Below are 18,003 nucleotides of genomic sequence, written 5' to 3'. Positions count from 1 at the left end.
ACTAACCTCCCTCCCGCGCATCAGCCGACCGCCTCTTCTTGCCAGGTGGGGGCTGTGGTGAGGGCGGGTGGGGTGATGGTGCGGAGGGTGCCGTCGGGAGCGGGCAGCCAGAGGTGGTGTCTGCGTGGGGTGGTGCCGGCTCGGCGGGTGGTGACGGCGACGGTGGCTTGGCGAGCGGCGAGGAGCCCTTCACCGTCGCCCAGGCCGGTCCAGGCGTTGCTCTCGATCTCCAGGCGGGCTTCGCTGCCCGGCCAGGAACCGGAGGCGATCAGCAGGGCGCCGCGAGTCCGCAACCGGGCGGCCAGACGGGATGCCTCTCCCGGTGTGACCTCACCAGGCGGCCGGACCACGACAACGGTCAGTGCATCGACCAGCGCGGCGACCACGTTGAGCCACTCGCGACCTGGGTCCGGCACCAGCACGAGCCGCTCCAGGTCGACCCCCAGCGCCTGCGCCGCCTCCGCACCGAACGACGGCATCCCGACCACCCCACACCAGGCGCCCTCCGCGGACGGTCCTGCCATCATCGCCATCACCAGCGCCGTCGACCCGTGCACGGAGTACACCGCGCCGCCCCGCAGCGGGGCGCCCGCCAGCAGCTCGGACACCACCGGTGACGTCGGCAGCGCCCTGTCCACCGTCGCCGTGTCCAGCGCCTGCTGCACACGGGCCTTGGCGCCCCGCGCCTTCGTCGTGGACAGGAAGGCACGAGCCTCGTCGAGCGCCGTGATCCCCGTCATGAACCCATGTTCGAACACCTGTTCGACTGTGTCAATCCAGTCGCCCGTCCCCCCGCGAACAGTTATCGTCCGACCATGCTCCGTGTCGACCATCCCAGCTTCCAGCGCGCCCTGCAGGAGATCGAGGACAGCATCGACAACGCCTGGCACACCCTCTGTGACGAGTCCGGCGTCACCCCCGGTACGCCGGAAGCCCGCGAACTGGCCGAGGTTGTCCTGCAGGACACCTCGGAGTTCGACTGGCGAGTCGTGGACGGTGCACTCAAGCAGCTGACCTGTACCGAGTGCGGATCCGGACTGGGCGCCGGCCCACTCGGCTGCACCGCCTGCGACCTCGCGAACGGCTTCCGCTTCGCCGCCCAGGAGACCGACCGCCCCGGCGTCCAGTCCCGCAACGAACACGCGCTCCGGGTCTCCTCAGCCGTCGCCCGCACCCGCCACCGCTACACCCCGCGCGCCCGGGCCGGCTACGAAATCGCCCTGCCCGATCTGCTGGCCGGCAAGATCCCCACCACCCCACAGGCCCAGCGAGCCAAGGACCGCATCAACCAACTCACCGACCACGAGCTAGAGCAACTGATCGACCCACGGCCCCTCTACGGAGACCTCTGATGAACACCCTGTACGACGCAGTGGTCCGCCACCACGACGACCTGGCCGCCTGGCTCGGTGGCGACGCCGGCCCAGACGTGCTCGAGCGTTTCCGCGCCGCCCACCGGCCAGAGTTCACCCTGATCACGGTCGACGGCGCCAAGCTCACCCTGGACGAGCTGATGGGTGGACTGAGCACAGCCCACAACGCCGTACCAGGCCTCAAGATCACCATCGCCCAGTTCGAACTACTCACCCAGTCCGCCGACACCACGGTCTGCCGCTTCCTGGAACAACACTCAATCGGCACCTCCCGCCGAACCACCGCCGTACTAACCGGCCCCCAGTGGCTAACCGTCCACGAGACAGCCGTCCTCTAACACCACCCCACCCGCCAATGGGTCAACTGCCCAGACGGACCGCCACCACCGTCCAACCGCCCTCGGCGGCGACCACCCACGCCTGCACCCATCACAACAACCGCAGTTAGTGGGTGATGGCCGTCCGCCACCACCGGCACCTCGCCAAGTACCTCCGGTGGAATCACGCTTTGTGGAGCCTCGTGGGCAGTATCTGCACATTTGGTTCCACTGATCGCCGGTATCGCGCCGATCCGATGCGTCCGGTGAGGTCGGTCCCCACACTCGCAAGGTGGGTTCGGCGGCGGGGCACGGTGGGTTCGGCGGCGGAATAGGGTGAGGGCATGGCCAGGACTGTTGCTACCAATACCAAGGTTGATCTCGAGGGGCTGCTGGAGTTCGTGCGGCCGCGTCATCACATGTTGCTGATCACGACCCGCGCGGACGGTACGGCGCAGGCGTCGCCGGTGTCGGGTGGGGTTGACGCACAGGGGCGCATCGTCATCTCGTCGTACCCGGAGCGAGCGAAGAGCACGAATGTCGAGCGGAATCCGCGGACCAGCGTTGTGGTGCTGTCCGATGAGTGGAACGGCGCGTGGGTTCAGGTGGACGGCGAAGGGGAGGTCATCCAGCTCCCCGACGCAGTAGAACCCCTGGTCGACTACTACCGCTCGATCTCCGGTGAGCACCCCGACTGGGACGAGTACCGCGAGGCGATGCGGACCCAGGGCAAATGCCTCATCCGCATCACCCCCACCCGCTGGAGCCCCCTGGCCACCGGCGGCTTCCCGGCCCACCTCGCCGACTGACAAGGTGCCCGTCGCCACGTCGTGGTCCCGGATCGTCGAGTGGCTCGCAGCCAACGACCCGGCCACGGTCACCCGGATCAACCCACCGGCAACGGCCGTCGACCTGCGCTACCTGCAGGCTGCGCTGAACCGCCCGCTGCCGGTGGACCTGGTCGAGTACCTGGAGATCGCCGACGGAACCGAGCATCGATACATCCGCGGCGCGCTCATCCCGCCGTTCTACAACCTGCTGCCGGTGATGGAGATGCTGTCATCGCGGAAGATGATGCGGGGCATCCAGCGTGGGATCCGCGGCTCCGGGCCGTGGCCGAGCGACGGCGAGCCTGCTGGGCAGCCGCCGACGGACTGGCTCGACTGCTTCCTCCCGATCGCGACGGCCTACGACGGTGGCCTCCTGTACCTCGATCTACGCGACGGCGACCAGTTCGGATGCGTCTGGCAGTGGCACGAGTGGTCTGTGGAGTCAGCGCCGTTCTGGAGTGGCGTCGGCGAAATGCTCGACGAGATCGCGAGTGCCTTCGTAGACGGACGGCCGGCCCCGACGAGGTACCACTCGCCGGACCTGCCCCAGGTGACTGACGGCTACCTGCGCTGGGGCGACATACCTGCCTGAGATCGTCAGACTCGGTTGGTTCGGCGTTCCATGGTTTCGGTGATGCGTTTCATGGCGCCTTCGAGGTGGTTGCGGAGGGCGGTTTCGGCGCCGGGTTCGTCGTGGGCCATGCAGGCGTCGAGGATGGCTTGGTGTTCGCGGCGGGTTTGCTCGATGCGGGCCTTGGTCTGGCGGGAGCCGAAGCGGTAGCGCTCGCTGTTCTGCCAGACGGGCTCGATGGCGCGGGGGAGCCAGCGGGAGCCGCCGGCGCGGTAGATCGCGAAGTGGAACTCGGTGTGGGCCTGGCGGGAGGCGATGTTGTCGCCGAGTTTGGACAGGCGGACGTGCTCGGCCAGGGCGGTGCGGGCCGCGGCGGCGTCGGCTTCGGTGAAGCGGGTGGCGGCGGCGCGGACGGCGAGGGACTCCAGGGAGAGGCGGGTCTGGTGGGTGTCGCGGAGGTCCTCGACGGAGAGCTCCCGGACCCAGGCGCCCTTGTGGGGCACGATCTCGACCAGTCCGAGGGCGGCCATCCGGCGGAGGCCTTCGCGGATCGGCATCTGGCTCATGTCCAGCCGTTTGGCGAGCTCCTCGAGACGGAGCGCCGTACCGCTGGGCAGTTCGCCGGACAGGATGAGCTCGTGCAGCTCGGCGGCGGCCTCCTCAGCGAGAGTACGACGTCCGGTCGGTCCCCCAGGCGTGAGCTCGAGTCGTCGGGTCATTGGGCGCGGGCTGCCTCTCTCCTCCACATAGAACAACTCTGGGAGGTAACCGTACGGCAGGCCGGGCCGAGTGCGCGCTTTCGCCGACAGATTGCTCAGTACGAAGTTCAGCCCAGGGCAGTCAGGTCCAGCAAAAGCCGTGCACCGGAAGCGGATTCTAGAAGGTCACCGATGCGACTGGCAGGCAGCAGCTCGACTTCCGGCCGCAGCCGCGCCGGTGCGATATCCGCCAACGCCTGACCGACCGCACCGGGTTCGAGGGTCGTCCGCTGCACGTTCACCGGCAGCACGCGCAGGTCGCGACCGATCAGCTGATGCAGGTCGAGTGTGGTGAACTCACCGCTCTTGTAACCGAGCAGGGCGATTCGCCCGCCCGGTGTGATGTGCCCGAGCACCCCACTGGTCACCGGACCGCCCATAGTGTCGACCGCGAGGTCGCACCACGGCAGGTCGCGACCGACCTGACCCAGCTCGTCCACGCGCACGATCTGGTCAACCAGATCACCCACCCGCTCGACGGACTCGACCACACCGGCCAGCCCGATCACCCGCGCCGCACCGGCCGACCGAGCGACCGCTGCGCACAGCCGCGCGACCAGTCCGGTGATGCCGGTGACGACGACCGTCTCACCAGCGAGCACCTGACCAACTCGTCGTACGGCGGTGTGTGCGGTCAACGCTGGTGTCAGCAACGCCAGCGCGGTCGCCGGCTCCATCGACGCCGGTACTGGATGGACAGCCGCATCAGGAACGACGGCGTACCGGCCCCACAGTCCAGGTCGCGTCACGCCGACCCCTTCACCCCGCAGCACCACACCGGCGCCGGTGTCGGCGACTGCCGAGCTCACCACCACACCGAACCCCTCGGAGCCCGGAGTGAACGCTGCTGCCGGTTGCTTGCCGCTCAGCACGGTCCGGTCCTGCGCCGTCACCGAGGCCAGCCGCATCTCGACCAGCGTCTCCCCCGGGCCGGCAGTCTGCTCGATCTCCTCGACCGCCAACTCCGGTCCAGGTCCGTGGCTGCGCAGCACGGTCCCCTCCTGCGACCTCATCTATCCCCCATTTGATATGTGATCACGACACACCTCGACGGAAACCGCCACCTCACCGGTCGGAGACCTCCTTGGCCAACGGCACGGTCAGCTCCCCAGCAGTCACCGCGCGCTCGCTCACCACCGCATCGCTGCCCATCGGGAACGGCCAGTCGCTGCCGGCCAGCACGTGGGCGGCACCGAACGTCCTGGTGAGCAGTTGCAGCATCGCCTCGTCGTGCACGAGGTCATCCACGTAGAACTTGCGGACCGCCTCGATCACCGGCATCGAGAGCTCCTCGATCCCCGGCCGTGCCGTCTGCACTCCGCGCTGCCATCGTCCGGCCACAGCCGCCGTCACCCCTCCCCCATGACACAAACAGAACCGGATCCCCGGGAACCGGCCCGGCACATCCGCGAAGACGAGTGACGCCGCGGCCAGCCCGGTCTCGTACGGATTCCCCAACAGGTTCGACAAGTAGAACGATTGGAGCCGCTTGTCGTCACTGTGTCCTGGATGAATCAGGGTGAAAGCTTCCAGTTCATGCAGCACCCGCCACACCGGATCCAGTCCGGCATAGTCCGGCGTACCGAGGGCGAAGCCGCTGAAAACGCCCTCCCGGGCCAGGGCCGCGGCCACCGCAGGGGCGGCCGGGTCCAGCAGCGGCAGCTGAGCGAGGACCCGCAGCTGCGGTGTGGCGAGCTCCCGGAGCCCTTGGTTCACCAGCTCGGCCCACTCGACACCTGCGTCGTACCTGAACAGAGCCGGCGGCACCGAGACCACAGCGCCGTCCAGATCCTGGTCAGCGATCCACTGCAGTAGTGCGGCCGGGTCCGCGAGCCGCTTGAGCGGCAGCCGATGCCCGTCGATCACCAGCGCGCCACTGTCGACGGACAGCCCGTACTCACCCCGGTACGCCGCCGTGAGCACGGTCGGCGGGATCAGGTGCGTGTGGACGTCCCAGCCCGGCATGTCAGCGCGCATCCTCGTCGTTGTCGTAGAACGACGGCCGCTCCGGGTAGTGCGGGCCGTCGTACACCTCCAGCAGCACCGAGGTCTCCTCGGCCACCGTCGGCCCGTGCACGCAGCCCTTGGGGTTCCAGTAGAAGCTGCCCTTGACGAGCGTGACACCGGTCGGCACGTACACGTACCGCCCGCTCAGACAGAACATGAACTGGTTCGACGCGTGCCGGTGCTGCGACGGGATCCCGCTCCCCTTCTCGAAACGCACCAGCGCGATCGACGCCTCGGTCTCCGGATCACGCCACAACATCTTGTGCGACAACCCGTCCAGCGACTTCTCGACCCACTCCAGGTCATCCGTCTGCAGCAACAACTCACGCAATGGCTCGTCAAAAGCAGTCATCAGCCCTCCTCCCGCGGTACAGGGCGGCCAGTGACGCGCGTGTACAAGTCGAAAGCCACACCAGCCGACAGCGGCGCCACTGCGGCCACGTGTCCGTCCGGCCGCAGCAGTACGACGCTCTCCGCCGGTACGCCGTACCTGTTCGTGACGACGCTGCCCGGATCGAACAGCGACCTGTCGCGCAGCCCTGAGTCGTGCGGCGCGTCCCAACGGGACACCGCGTAGTGGCGGAGCGCAGGTGAGTCGTTGAGCGGGATGTCCGGCCGCCGACGCACGTCCGTGAAATACAGCGCGACGAACGACTCCCGCACCAGGTCGTGGATGGTCACCCGCCCGGCCGGCCCCTGCAGGGCCAGGTCAGGCGCCCGATCTCCAGCCCGTACGGCGGGCGGCTCGGCGGTCGTGGCCACCATCGACCAGTCCCCCACCCCGTCCACGTCCAACCGCACCCCGAGCAAAGTCCTCGTGTACGCCGTCGCCCAGTCGCTCGTGTCCGCAGTCACGGCGCCCTGTTGGTGGGACATGTACTTCCGGGCCGCCTCGGCCATCTCACCGGACCCGTTGACCGCCACCGGCCGCTGCTCCTGCTCGTACCCGTCCAGCAACGCCGGGTCGGCCCAGCCGCGCAGTACCCAGGCCAGCCGCCACGGCAGGTTGGAGGCGTCGAGCGCACCGGTGTTCAGACCGAGCGCCCACATCGGCGTGATCAGGTGCGCGGCGTCACCCATCAGGAACACCTTGCGGTCGACGGTCCACTTGTCCGCGACCCGGTGGTGCACGTTGTAGATGACAGTGCCAAGCAGCTCGATCCGGTCCACCTCACCGATGAACTGCTTCACCTTCACCAGCAGGTCCACATCACCCGGCGTCTCCGCACCCGGCGCCAGCGGGAACAGGAACCGCCAGTTGTCCGGCTGCCGGATCAGCACCATCCACTCGGTCCGGTCCGCGAAGTACGCGAGGTACGGGTAGTCGCGGGCGTTGTCGACGTCCAGGTCGACCGCCACGTCGATCAGCATGTACCGCTCGGGCAGCGTCTCCCCCACCACCGGCACACCGAGCGCATCACGCACCTTGCTCCGGCCGCCGTCGCAGGCGAGCAGCTGCGCGGCCTCCAGCGTCTGCGGACCGTCTGGCGTCTCCACCTGCAGTACGACGCGGTCCTCCAGCACCTCGAACGACGTCACCCGGTGCTGCAACCGGACCGTGTGCCCAGCGCGCTCCAGGGCGGCCGCCAGGATCGGCTCCATCCGCTGCTGCGGCAGGTTGATCACGAACGGGAACTGGGTGTCGTTCACCAGCTCGGCCAGCCGCACCGACGCCCGCGGCGTGTTGGTGGCCCGGTCGATGTCACCGATCTCGTCGATCCGGACAGCGGCGTTCAGGATCTCCTCGACCGCGCCGTACCGGTTCCAGATCTCCAGGGTCCGGCTGAGCGTCGTACCGGCCTTGGTGTCCGACGACAGGGTGGCGTCCTCCTCGAGGAGCAGGAACGGTACGCCGTAGTGCGCGAGACCGAGTGCCGTGGTCAGACCGATCGGTCCGGCACCCACGACGACGACGGGAAGCTGGTCGGCAGTCAAGAGTCACCTCTCGAAAAGGCACGCTCCCGGGTCAGCGTGGACCCGGTCATCGTGGCCGCATCGGACAGCAGGAACAGCAACGGGCCGACCACGTCCTCGGGGTCGCCGATCCCTATCGTCTCCCGCCAGTGCTCCCGATCCACCCCCTGGTTCGCACCTCGGAACTGCTCGGTGTCGATCACCCCGGGCGCCACCACGTTCACCCGCACCCGGTCCGCGGCCACCTCCGCCGCGAGCGACTTCGCGAATGCGACCACCCCGGCTTTGCTCGTCGCGTACGCCGCTGCGCCCGGGTAGCCCGTCAACGCCATCCCGGACGTGAACACCACGACCGAACCGGACCGCTGCGCCACCATGTGCGGTACGACGGCCTGGCACGCCCACACCACGCCGTCCAGGTTCACCTGGAGTGTGTGGCTCCACTCAGCCGGATCCAACTCCAGTACGGCGGACCGTGGCTGCACCGCCGCACCGGCGACCAGCCCGTCGATCCGCCCGTACTGCGCGACCACTCCAGCGACCGCACGGTCCACAGCCGCCCGGTCGGCCACATCAACCTCGACAAACGCGACAGCCGGGTCGGATGGCTTCACCACGTCGAACACCACCGCAGTCCCGCCGTACGACGTGATAGCCCGAGCCAGCGCCGCACCGATGCCCTGAGCGCCACCGGTGATCACGACGACCACTCCGGTCGCGTCAAAGCTCACCTTCACGACGACGTCTCCTTCTGCTGCTTAGAAGGACTGTGCTCGCTTCCCTCGGCCCGCCTCGTCATAGTGTCCGTAATTCGCTGGAACGCGCCAGCCAGATGGTTGCGCAATGCCGTCTCAGCACCGTCAACGTCCCGCGCCACACAGGCGTCGAGGATCGCCTGGTGCTCCCGGCGGTTCTGCTCGATCATCGCCTCCGTGAGCCTGCTGCCGAACCGGTAGCGCTCACTGTTCTGCCAGACCGGTTCAATGGCCCGTGGCAACCACTGCGACCCACTGGCCCGGTACACGGCGAAGTGGAAGTCCGCATGCGCGTCTCGGGCACCAGCCAGGTCCTGTGCCTGTGACAGCCGCAGGTGATCGGCCAGTGCGGCCGCAGCCTTCTCGGCGTCCGCTTCGCTGAACCGCTCGGCAGCAGCCCGGACGGCGAGTGACTCCAACGCCAGCCGGGTCTCGTGGGTGTCCCGCAGGTCCTCCAGGGACAGGTCACGCACCCACGCACCGCGGTGCGGGATGATCTCGACCAGTCCGAGCGCCTCCAGCCGCCGCAGTCCTTCCCGCACCGGCATCTGGCTCATCTCGAGCCGGCTCGCCAGCTCCACGAGCCGCAACGGCGTACCGCTGGGCAGCTCGCCGGACAGGATCAACTGGTGCAGCTCCGCGGCCGCATGCTCAGCCAGCGTCCGGCGCCCACCCCGACCCCCACCAGGCAACAGCTCCAGTGGTCCATTCATCCGCGCACCACCCGATTCCGCAGCTCACCGAGCTTGTCCGAGCGTGTGACGACCACATCGCCGTCCTGCAGGAACACCTGCGGCTCACGCGCGTTTCCGATTCCCGCCGGCGTCCCGGTCAGCAGCAGGTCGCCCGGCCGCAGTGTCATCCCGAAGGACAGCTCACTGATCAGCGTGGCCACGTCGAAGGCCATCTGCCGCGTCGACGCGTCCTGCCGCACCTCACCGTTCACCAGGCACTGCAGTTGCACGTCCTGCGGGTCGCCCAACTCGTCAGCCGTCACGATCCACGGCCCGAGCGGCATGGTGTTGTCGATGCTCTTGCCCTTCAGCCACTGACCGCCGTGGGCTCGCTGCAGGTCCCGTTGGGACACGTCGTTGGCCAGCGTGTAGCCCCAGACGTAGGACAGCGCGTCGGCCACCGGGATGTTCCGGCCGGTCTTCCCGATCACCAGCGCCACCTCGGCCTCGTAATCCCATTTCGAAGAGATCGAAGGGTCCCACGCGATGTCGTCGTACGGGCCGATCACTACATCGGGCCCCTTGGTGAAGAACGTCGGGTGCAGCGGACGCTCGACATCCTGCCCCTCGCGCTTTCCCTTGCTCTCCTCGAAGTGATCCCAGTAGTTCCACCCGGTACACAGGATGTCACGCCGGAACCGCCGCAGCGGAGGGCGCAGATCCCCTTGCACATAAGGGATTTTCTCTCCGGAGAACTCAGCGCCCTCAGCGATCACGGAGGTCAGGTCCGTTGCCACCAGCAACAGAATGGAGTCCCCCTCGAGGACGCCGGGCTTCTCCACCCCGGCGTCCGAGACCATCACGTACCTCATCTCAGGTCCACTCGACGCCACGCATGGAATCACCCCCGGTCGGTGCAATCACGGCGATTGCGTTGATCTCGATCAGATAGTCCGGATGCGCAAGCTTGCTGACCTCGACCATGGTCGAGGCGGGCAGCGGTTCGACGAAGTACTGCGCGCGGATCTCGTGGATCTTCGCGAAGTCCTCCATGTTGCGCACGTACACATCCATCCGGCAGACGTCCGCCAGCGTGCCACCAGCGGCCCGGACCGCGGCGGAGATGTTCTCGCACACCTGCCGGGTCTGCTCCTGGATGTCGCCGACGCCGGCGATGCTGCCGTCCGGACGGCGCGCGGTCATCCCGGAGACGAACACGAACCGCCCGGTCGCCGCGACCGTGGTCGCCTGCGAGAACACGCCGTTCGGGCTGTGCAGTTCCGTAGTTGTGACCTGTGCCTTCACCATTTGATCAGCGCCATCAGTTCAGCACTCCTCCGGCCGGTACGACGGCGCCGACCGCGCGAGCGGCTGCCAGCAGTCCGTCCAGTCCCGACCTCTCGATCAGTACGCCGTGACGCCGTTGGTGAGCCGCGCGTTCCGCCTCGATCTCACCCGGCAGGTACAGCCGGTCCACCCCCGGCGCGGTCTCGCTGCCGCGGACTCGCGCAGCCAGTCCGGACGCGCGGTTGCGGAAACTGTCCGCACCACCGAGCAGCTCCGGATCGATCGCCAGGAACAGGTGGGCACAGTCGTTCGGACGGTCCGGCTCGCGGTACAGCGGGCGCACCTGGTCGCCCCAGCCGCCACCACTCAGCACCCCGGTCAGTACGTCGATCATCAGCGCCAGCCCGAACCCCTTGTGCCCGGCGGCCGGCAGCAGCATGCCGAGCACGGCCTCGTCCGGATCCGTGGTCGGGATCCCGGCCGGGTCGGTGGCCCAGGTGTCGGGGATCGGCTGCCCGGCCGAGGCCGCCAGCCGGATCTTGCCCAGGGCAACGGCCGACAGCGCCATGTCGAGCACGATCTCCGCACCCGACGCAGTCGGTACGGCGATCGCCAGCGGATTGTTGCCGACCAGCCGCTCGGCGCCGCCCGGTGCCGGCATCAACGGTGTCGTGTTCGACATCGCGATCCCGATACAGCCGGCCTGCGCAGCCTGCATGGCCCACCGACTGGCCGCACCGAAGTGATGCGCGTTGCGAACCGAAACCAGGCCGATGCCGTACCGCCCGGCACGCTCGATCGCCTGACCCATCGCCTGCGGGCTGGACAGCTGGCCCATCCCGCCGCGCGCATCCGCGACCAGCGCGGCACCGGCGTCGGACACGATGTCCAGCTCGCGCTCGCGGGTAACCCCACCCGCGTTCAGGCGATCGACGTACATCGGGACCAGCATGATGCCGTGCGAGCTGACCCCGCGCAGGTCCGCCTCGACGAGGGCGACCGCGATCGAGACGGCGTCGCCCGGCTCGAAGCCGACCGCGCTGAAGACGGCCGACACGGTCGCCTCCAGCCACGCCGGCCGGACCAGGACGCGGCGGTCCGCGTCAGAAGCCTGAGTGGTCACCGGCTCTCCTGCGCCCACGGCAGCAGCAGATGCTCGAGCAGGACCAGCCCGTAGAACAAGATGATGCTCATGATGCTGAGCAGCGTGATTGCGGCGAACGCGAGCGCGGTGTCGGCCGTCGCACCGGACGTCTGGATCAGATAGCCCAGCCCCTGGGTGGCACCGACGAACTCACCGATCACCGAACCGATCACGGCCAGCGAGATCGCCACTTTGAGCCCGGTGAAGATCTGCGGCATCGCATGCCAGATCCGGAGCTTGAAGAACTCCTGGGTCCGGCTCGCGTTCAGCGACCGGAGCAGCTCGACCAGCTCGACCGGCGTCGACTTCATCCCCTGGGCGGTCGAGATGACGATCGGGAAGAAACACATCAGCAGCACCATCAGGACCTTCGGTCCCTGGCCGAAACCCATCCACACCACCAGCAGCGGCGCGATCGCGACCTTCGGGATCGCGTTCACCATCAGCAGCAGCGGGTAGACCAGCCGCTCGAGAATCGCCGACCGGACGATCAGCAACGCGATCGGGACCCCGACCACGATCGAGAGCAGGAACCCCTGGATCGTCTCCAGCAGCGAGACGCCGGCGTTCTGCAGCAGCATCACCGGGTCCTGACTGAACCTGACCAGCACGTCGCCCGGACTGGGCACCAGGAACTCCGGGACGGCGAAGACGATCGTGGCCAGCCACCACAGCCCGATCACCGCGATCAGGCCGGTGATCGGCAGCAGGACAGCCGAGGCCCGCGACTCGGTCCACCAGGAACGTTTCGTCATCGGGGCCACACTTCGTCGACCAGCCGTTCGGCGACCGGCGGCGTCTTGTCCGAGAGCAGCGCGTGCAGCCGGGCGCTGATCCGGGCCACATCGGCCAGATGGCTGTTCTGCCCGAGGCTGCGCGGCCGCGGGATGTCGATCTCGACGACGTCGCGCAGACGGCCCGGGCGGGGAGAGAGAACGACAGCCCGGTCGGCCAGTACGACGGCTTCGTCGATCGAGTGGGTGACGAACACGATCGTGGTGGACAGCTCCATCTTGATCCGCTGCAGCTCCTCGGACAGCTCGGTCCGGGTGAGTGCGTCGAGCGCGGAGAACGGCTCGTCCATCAGCATCACCTGCGGGTCGCGGATCAGCGACCGGCACAGCGACACCCGCTGCTGCATACCGCCGGACAGCTCGTGCGGCAACCGCCGTTCGAACCCTTGCAACCCAACCAGCTCGAGCAACTCGTGAGCGCGGTTCTTGTACGCCGTCCGGTCCCGGATCGTCCGGTCGAGTTCCACCGGCAGCAGCACGTTGGACAGCACCGACCGCCAGGCCAGCAACGCCGGACGCTGGAACATGAACGCGACGTCCGGGCTCGGTCCGGTGACCGGCTTGCCCGCCACCTTGACCGTGCCCGAGGTCGGTGACAACAGTCCCGCGATCAGCCGGAGCAGGGTGGACTTGCCACACCCGGACCGGCCGATCAGCGTGACGAACTCACCGGCGCGGACGTGCAGGTCGATCTTCTCGAGGGCCGTGATCGAGCCCTCGCGTCCGTCGAAGACCTGCCCCACACCGTCCAGCCGGATCATGTGTCCTAGCCCTTGGGTGCCAGGGTGATCGTGACCACGTCGGCCGGCTTGAGCCCGCCCGGAGTGATCGCCTTCGTCTCGCCGAGGATGTCCAGGATCTTCTGCACCCGGTCGAGGTCGACCGCACCGAGCGGATCACCCGAGTTGGTCGGCACCGTGTTCGGTTTCATCAACTCCAGTTCCTTGGTGGCCACCCCGACATCCGTGGTCGGCACGTACTTCTTCAGGATCTCCGCCGCCGCAGCCGGGTCCTTCATGGCGTCGTCCAGGCCCTTGAGCAGCGCACCGGTGAACTTCTTCACCTGGTCCGGGTGGTCCTTGGCGACGTCGGCCCGGGTCAGGATCGCGTTCCCGTAGAGCTCCGGCAGCACGGCGGCGTACGGCAGCACGACGGCCTTGCGGCCTTCCTTGTCGGCCTTCTCGACCAGCGGGACGCCGACCACGAACTGGCCGATGCCCTGCACCTTGCCGGTCGACAGCAGTTGCGGCAGCGCGGGCGGCGGCGCCGGAACGAAGTTGACCAACTTGTCGTCGATCTTGACCCGCTGGGCGTAGACCGGGAACGTCACCTGGTTGGTCGAACCGGGCTGGTCGCCGATGTTCTTGCCGACCAGGTCCTTCGGCTCCTTGATCCCCATCCCCTCGAGGGAGACGATCGCGGCCAGCGACTTCTGGTGGATCATCCCGACCGTGGTCACCGGCAGCTTCTGCTTGCCCAGGGTGATCGTGATCGCGGTGAAGTCACCGATGCCGTAGTCGGCCTGACCTCCGGCCACCTGCTTCATCACCTCGACCGTCCCGTTGCCCGGGGTGATCTGGACGTCGAAGCCGGCGTCCTTGAAGTAGCCCTTCTCCAGAGCGACGTACGCGTAGGCTTCGCGGCCGAACTGGCCGAACGAGGTCAGGTAGCTGACCTTCTGCAAGCCGCTGTCGCTGCCCTTGTCGTCCCCGCTGTTGCACGCGCTGACCAGGGCGAGCCCCAGGACCGCCGTCAGCGCGACGACGGAACGCCTCAACCTCATATCGACCTCTCTCATCCGATATTTGATCAAACATCAAATATGGAAAGGTGGTCAATCGGCCCCCAGGGACTTCACAGTGACTTTACCTGCCCTTAGTGCACTGTGCTTCCCGCAGTTCGCGCTGTGCCACCTGTCCTGGAGCCGTTCCCCAGACCCGGTCCTTCCCGACCGGGCCACCCGTCCCCGACCACAGACCGTACCCGCCCGGACAGCAGATCGCGACGCCCCCGGAGCGCCGATCGGGGACTTCGGCATCAAATTTGCGTAAACCCTCAACCTCTTGTGATTCCGAGCACTCTTTGTGGCCCGAGTCGGGAGGTCGGCGAGTGCCGGAGGCGTCCAGGTGCGTGCATCGCAAGGCGGAGGAGCGTCCTCGATGCGGTGTTCATCGTGGATGCTCCTCCAACGCAGCGAGGTGCGTGCCTGGGCGCCTCCGGTGCCGTCGAACTCCCGACTCGGGCCACTAGTGCTCCGAACCGCCGTTCACTCCGCCGAGGGAGGTCCGGGCGACCGGGGTTTGACACGATGGGGGCGTGGTGAACGCACTCAGGTCCCTCGGCCGGGCGTCGACGTACCTGCGCTGGATCTATCTTCTGATCGGCGCCGCGCTGGTCCTGGCCGTTCTCCTGGTCGGCAGTGCGGTCGGCGCGCTCACGCACGAGCTGGGGCTGCCCGGTCCCGCGAAGGCCGTGATCCTGGTGCTGTTCGGCGTCGCCCCACCACTCGCGATCGGGTTCCTGCCCGCCGTACGTGAGGTGGAGGGCATTGCCGTCTCCTCCCTGCTCGGGGTGAAGTTCGACGAGCGGCCACTCGGCCCGGCGAAGACCTGGGCCCAGCGCCGCCGGACTGCCGCGTGGCTGACCCTGCATCTGGTCGCAGGTGGTCTCGTCGGCATCCTCAGCACCGCGGTCTTCGGGGCCGGGCCGGTGTTGCTCGCGGCACCGTTCCGCGCGACCGGTTCGCGCGACCTCACGCCTGGCATCTCGTACGACGTCACCGGCAGCTGGACCGATCTATGGATGCCGCTCGTGGTGGTGGTCGCACTGGCCGCACTGTTCCTGGTCTCGTCGGCCGTCGGCGCACTGCTCGCCCACCTGGCACCGCGCATCCTCGGCCCGACGGCTGCCGAGCGCATCGAACTCCTCGAGCGCCGTACGGCGACACTTGCCGAGCGCAACCGTCTGGCCCGCGAACTGCACGACAGCGTCGGCCACGCGCTCAGTCTCGTGACCATCCAGGCAGCCGCCGCCCGCCGAGTGCTCGCGAGCGATCCGGAGTTCGCCGAGACGGCTCTGGGCGCTATCGAGACCTCGGCCCGGTCGGCGCTGGCCGATCTCGACCACGTGCTCGGGCTGTTGCGCGACGACAGGCGACCGGGTTCCGCAACCGCGCCGCAAGCAACCCTCGACGATCTGGACCGGTTGGTGGAGTCCACTCGGGCCGGCGGGATCACCGTCACGATCGAGCGCATCGGGGCACTCGACCGGCTGCCCTCCGCGGTGTCGCGGGAGGCCTACCGGATCCTCCAGGAGGGCCTCACCAACGCGATCCGGCACGCCGGCCATCCGGACGACCAGCTGACCGTGGCCATGGAGATCCGGCTCGACACGTCCGGGCTGCGGTTGACCGTGACCAACCCGGTGAGCGGTGACTCCGCTAACTCCGGCGGCGGCCGAGGACTGGCCGGCATCCGTGAAAGAGTCGCCGTACTGCAGGGCATCGTCGCAGCCGGCCGCGACGACGAGGACTGGCGGCTGACCGTGTCGCTGCCGATCGCAGTGACGACGAAGGGATGACAGGCATGACGCTGTCCGTGGTTGTGGTCGACGACGAGCCGCTGATCCGCAGCGGGCTGCGCGCGATCATCAACGCCGAGCCGGACCTGAGCGTCGTCGGCGAGGCCGGTGACGGCGCCGAGGTGCTGCCGGTCGTCCGCCGGACCAACCCCGACGTCGTCCTGATGGACGTCCGGATGCCCGCGGTCGACGGCATCCAGGCGACCCGGTTGCTGCTCGACAGCCTCGACCCGGCACCGCGTGTGCTGGTGGTGACCACCTTCGAGAACGACGACTACGTGTACGACGCTCTCCGCGCCGGCGCCTCCGGCTTCCTGCTGAAGCGAACCCCGCCGGACGACATCATCGCGGCGATCCGCACGGTCGCGAGCAGCGAGTCACTGCTGTTCCCGGAGGCGATCCGGGCGCTCGCGCTGGCGCATGTCGGGTCACAGACTCAGCGGCCGACCGGGCTCGACCAGTACCAGCTGACCGAACGCGAACAAGAGGTCCTCCGGCTGATGGCCCGTGGTCTGTCGAACGCGGAGATCGCGGCCGAGCTGATCCTCGGGCTGCAGACGGTCAAGACCCACGTCGCGAACGTGCTGGCCAAGCTCAACGCCCGGGACCGCACGCAGGCCGTCATCAAGGCCTACGAGTCAGGCTTCGTGCCCCTGCATTAGGTGGTTGCGGGGTCGACGGTCTCGTCGGCCAGCAGGCAGGCGTTGTGCAGCGGATCGATCGCATCCGCCTTCAGCGCGACCCGCTGCAGCAGCAGGCGGAAGCTCCGCCGCTCGTCGTTGTCCAGGCTGCCGAGCACCTCGTCCTCGGTGGCCTGCAGCCGCCGCTCGAGGTCGCAGAGCGTCTCGGCCCCCTGATCGGTCGGCACGATCAGGCGCGCTCGCCGATCCGCCGGATCTGGCTGGCGCTGCACCAGCCCGGCCTTCTCGAGGTCGTCGAGCAGATACGTCATCACGGTCCGGTCGACGCCGAGCTGGGCGGCCAGGTCGAGCTGCCGCTTCGGGCCGTCCGACGTCACCGTGGCCAGCACCTGGTAGCCACGCGGCCCGCCCGGTACGTCGTCGAGCGCGGCACCGGACGCCTTCGCATACCGGCGGAACACGACCCCGAGCGCCCAGCCCAGATCGGCCTCGACCGGCGCACCACTGGCCACCCGCGGCGAGACACCGCGGGTCGTTCGCGCGCCGACATCCGGCGAAGTACTGGTCACGCGCTCCAGTCTACGTGGTCTACGCCACCCGGAATATGATCTGACTTGAATATGTTCTGTTCCACAGACTATCTTCATAGCAGCTCGAATATCGACCAACCTCTGGGAGAACAACGACTATGACGACCTTGCTACGCGTCGACGCCAGCGTGCGCCTGAACGGATCGGTCAGCCGGGCGCTCGCCGACAGCGCCGAGGCGGCCTGGCGGGCCGAGCACCCGGACGGCGTCGTCGTCCGGCGCGATCTCGGCCGCAACCCGCTGCCGGCGACCGCCTGGCCCGCGCTGGCCAAGGCGCAGCTGGGCGAGGAGCCGGCCACCGACTCCGAGCAGCAACTGCTCACCGAGGCCCGCGAGCTGGCCGACGAGGTGACCGCCGAGCTGAAGAACGCCGATGCGGTGCTCCTCGCGGTCCCGCTCTACAACTACGGGATCTCTCAGCACGTGAAGACCTGGATCGACCTGCTCCTGCTGGACCCCGCGTTCCTGCGCGGCCCGAACCCGATCGAGGGCCGCCCCGCCATCCTCACCCTCGCCCGCGGCGGCGGCTACCAGCCCGGTACGCCGAAGCACGGCTGGGACCACGCCACCGGGTACCTGGAGCGCATCGTCGGCGACGTCCTCGGACTGAAGATCCGGACCGCCGCCGCCGAACTCACCCTGGCCCCGGTCACCCCCGGCATGGAGGAGCTCATCGACCTGTCCAAGGTCTCCGAAGCCGAGGCCCACGTCGCAGCCGAGGAGCACGCCGTAGTAGTCGCCAAGGAACTCATCGCCAAGGCCGCCTAACC

At 68.3% G+C, this 18,003-nt stretch carries 22 protein-coding genes; 7 read left to right on the top strand and 15 right to left on the bottom strand.

Features of this window, described 5'->3' with window-relative positions; translation table 11 throughout:
- Window positions 1-20 precede the first annotated feature (20 nt).
- Complete coding sequence (locus E1261_RS31430; RefSeq protein ID WP_238176547.1) at window positions 21-740, bottom strand: hypothetical protein; 720 nt, start codon at window positions 738-740, stop codon at window positions 21-23.
- Window positions 741-815: 75 nt separating this feature from the next.
- On the opposite strand from E1261_RS31430, the gene E1261_RS31425 reads away from it, so the two are divergent.
- From E1261_RS31425 to E1261_RS31410, 4 genes are all read left to right on the top strand, one after another.
- Window positions 816-1,352, top strand: coding sequence for a hypothetical protein (locus tag E1261_RS31425; RefSeq protein ID WP_132412965.1), 537 nt, complete (start codon window positions 816-818; stop codon window positions 1,350-1,352).
- Window positions 1,352-1,711 (top strand): hypothetical protein, encoded by a 360-nt coding sequence (locus tag E1261_RS31420; RefSeq protein ID WP_132412963.1) that lies wholly within the window; start codon window positions 1,352-1,354, stop codon window positions 1,709-1,711. The genes E1261_RS31425 and E1261_RS31420 overlap by 1 nt, the downstream gene beginning before the upstream one ends.
- Window positions 1,712-2,034: 323 nt before the next feature.
- A complete protein-coding gene (locus tag E1261_RS31415) occupies window positions 2,035-2,499 on the top strand; it encodes a PPOX class F420-dependent oxidoreductase (RefSeq protein WP_132412961.1) in 465 nt (154 codons plus the stop codon).
- A gap of 4 nt (window positions 2,500-2,503) precedes the next feature.
- Entirely contained in the window at window positions 2,504-3,112 is a 609-nt protein-coding gene (locus tag E1261_RS31410; protein WP_132412959.1) for an SMI1/KNR4 family protein, read from the top strand.
- 5 nt (window positions 3,113-3,117) lie between these two features.
- On the opposite strand, the gene E1261_RS46935 is transcribed toward E1261_RS31410, so the two are convergent.
- The 13 genes from E1261_RS46935 to E1261_RS31345 all read right to left on the bottom strand — a co-directional run bounded on the left by E1261_RS46935 (window position 3,118) and on the right by E1261_RS31345 (window position 14,207).
- Window positions 3,118-3,810 (bottom strand): GntR family transcriptional regulator, encoded by a 693-nt coding sequence (locus E1261_RS46935; protein WP_132412957.1) that lies wholly within the window; start codon window positions 3,808-3,810, stop codon window positions 3,118-3,120.
- A gap of 107 nt (window positions 3,811-3,917) precedes the next feature.
- Entirely contained in the window at window positions 3,918-4,862 is a 945-nt protein-coding gene (locus E1261_RS31400) for a quinone oxidoreductase family protein (protein WP_132412955.1), read from the bottom strand.
- Window positions 4,863-4,914: 52 nt separating this feature from the next.
- The gene (locus tag E1261_RS31395) at window positions 4,915-5,826 is read right to left on the bottom strand and encodes an amidohydrolase family protein (RefSeq protein ID WP_238176546.1); all 912 of its coding nucleotides are present in this window, start codon (window positions 5,824-5,826) and stop codon (window positions 4,915-4,917) included.
- A complete protein-coding gene (locus E1261_RS31390) occupies window positions 5,816-6,208 on the bottom strand; it encodes a cupin domain-containing protein (protein WP_132412953.1) in 393 nt (130 codons plus the stop codon). Before E1261_RS31390 ends, E1261_RS31395 begins: the two co-directional genes overlap by 11 nt.
- The gene (locus E1261_RS31385) at window positions 6,208-7,791 is read right to left on the bottom strand and encodes an FAD-dependent monooxygenase (RefSeq protein ID WP_132412951.1); all 1,584 of its coding nucleotides are present in this window, start codon (window positions 7,789-7,791) and stop codon (window positions 6,208-6,210) included. The genes E1261_RS31390 and E1261_RS31385 overlap by 1 nt, the downstream gene beginning before the upstream one ends.
- Window positions 7,788-8,507: an SDR family NAD(P)-dependent oxidoreductase gene (locus E1261_RS31380; protein ID WP_132412949.1), complete on the bottom strand. Its 720-nt coding sequence runs from the start codon at window positions 8,505-8,507 to the stop codon at window positions 7,788-7,790. The genes E1261_RS31385 and E1261_RS31380 overlap by 4 nt, the downstream gene beginning before the upstream one ends.
- On the bottom strand, window positions 8,504-9,238 hold the full coding sequence (locus tag E1261_RS31375; RefSeq protein WP_132412947.1) for a GntR family transcriptional regulator: 735 nt from the start codon (window positions 9,236-9,238) through the stop codon (window positions 8,504-8,506). The genes E1261_RS31380 and E1261_RS31375 overlap by 4 nt, the downstream gene beginning before the upstream one ends.
- Window positions 9,235-10,071 (bottom strand): fumarylacetoacetate hydrolase family protein, encoded by an 837-nt coding sequence (locus tag E1261_RS31370; protein ID WP_132412945.1) that lies wholly within the window; start codon window positions 10,069-10,071, stop codon window positions 9,235-9,237. Before E1261_RS31370 ends, E1261_RS31375 begins: the two co-directional genes overlap by 4 nt.
- Window position 10,072: 1 nt before the next feature.
- A complete protein-coding gene (locus E1261_RS31365; RefSeq protein WP_132412943.1) occupies window positions 10,073-10,507 on the bottom strand; it encodes a RidA family protein in 435 nt (144 codons plus the stop codon).
- 13 nt (window positions 10,508-10,520) lie between these two features.
- On the bottom strand, window positions 10,521-11,609 hold the full coding sequence (locus E1261_RS31360; RefSeq protein WP_132412941.1) for an Ldh family oxidoreductase: 1,089 nt from the start codon (window positions 11,607-11,609) through the stop codon (window positions 10,521-10,523).
- A complete protein-coding gene (locus E1261_RS31355) occupies window positions 11,606-12,385 on the bottom strand; it encodes an ABC transporter permease (protein ID WP_132412939.1) in 780 nt (259 codons plus the stop codon). The genes E1261_RS31360 and E1261_RS31355 overlap by 4 nt, the downstream gene beginning before the upstream one ends.
- Entirely contained in the window at window positions 12,382-13,185 is an 804-nt protein-coding gene (locus E1261_RS31350; protein WP_132412937.1) for an ABC transporter ATP-binding protein, read from the bottom strand. Before E1261_RS31350 ends, E1261_RS31355 begins: the two co-directional genes overlap by 4 nt.
- Window positions 13,186-13,190: 5 nt before the next feature.
- Window positions 13,191-14,207 carry an ABC transporter substrate-binding protein gene (locus E1261_RS31345; RefSeq protein WP_132412935.1) on the bottom strand — a complete coding sequence of 339 codons (1,017 nt, stop codon included), beginning with the start codon at window positions 14,205-14,207 and terminating at the stop codon, window positions 13,191-13,193.
- Window positions 14,208-14,740: 533 nt separating this feature from the next.
- Between E1261_RS31345 and E1261_RS31340 the strand changes: the two genes are divergently transcribed.
- A complete protein-coding gene (locus E1261_RS31340) occupies window positions 14,741-16,003 on the top strand; it encodes a sensor histidine kinase (protein WP_238176545.1) in 1,263 nt (420 codons plus the stop codon).
- A gap of 5 nt (window positions 16,004-16,008) precedes the next feature.
- Complete coding sequence (locus E1261_RS31335; protein WP_132412933.1) at window positions 16,009-16,665, top strand: response regulator transcription factor; 657 nt, start codon at window positions 16,009-16,011, stop codon at window positions 16,663-16,665.
- Here the strand turns inward: E1261_RS31335 and E1261_RS31330 are convergent.
- On the bottom strand, window positions 16,662-17,213 hold the full coding sequence (locus E1261_RS31330) for a MarR family winged helix-turn-helix transcriptional regulator (RefSeq protein ID WP_132412931.1): 552 nt from the start codon (window positions 17,211-17,213) through the stop codon (window positions 16,662-16,664). The two genes, E1261_RS31335 and E1261_RS31330, sit on opposite strands and share 4 nt — an antisense overlap.
- A 119-nt stretch (window positions 17,214-17,332) precedes the next feature.
- Between E1261_RS31330 and E1261_RS31325 the strand changes: the two genes are divergently transcribed.
- A complete protein-coding gene (locus tag E1261_RS31325; protein WP_132412929.1) occupies window positions 17,333-18,001 on the top strand; it encodes an FMN-dependent NADH-azoreductase in 669 nt (222 codons plus the stop codon).
- Window positions 18,002-18,003 lie beyond the last annotated feature (2 nt).

This window comes from Kribbella albertanoniae, from assembly GCF_004348455.1.
Lineage (GTDB): Bacteria > Actinomycetota > Actinomycetes > Propionibacteriales > Kribbellaceae > Kribbella > Kribbella albertanoniae.
This window is presented reverse-complemented; position numbering and strand designations above follow the sequence as displayed.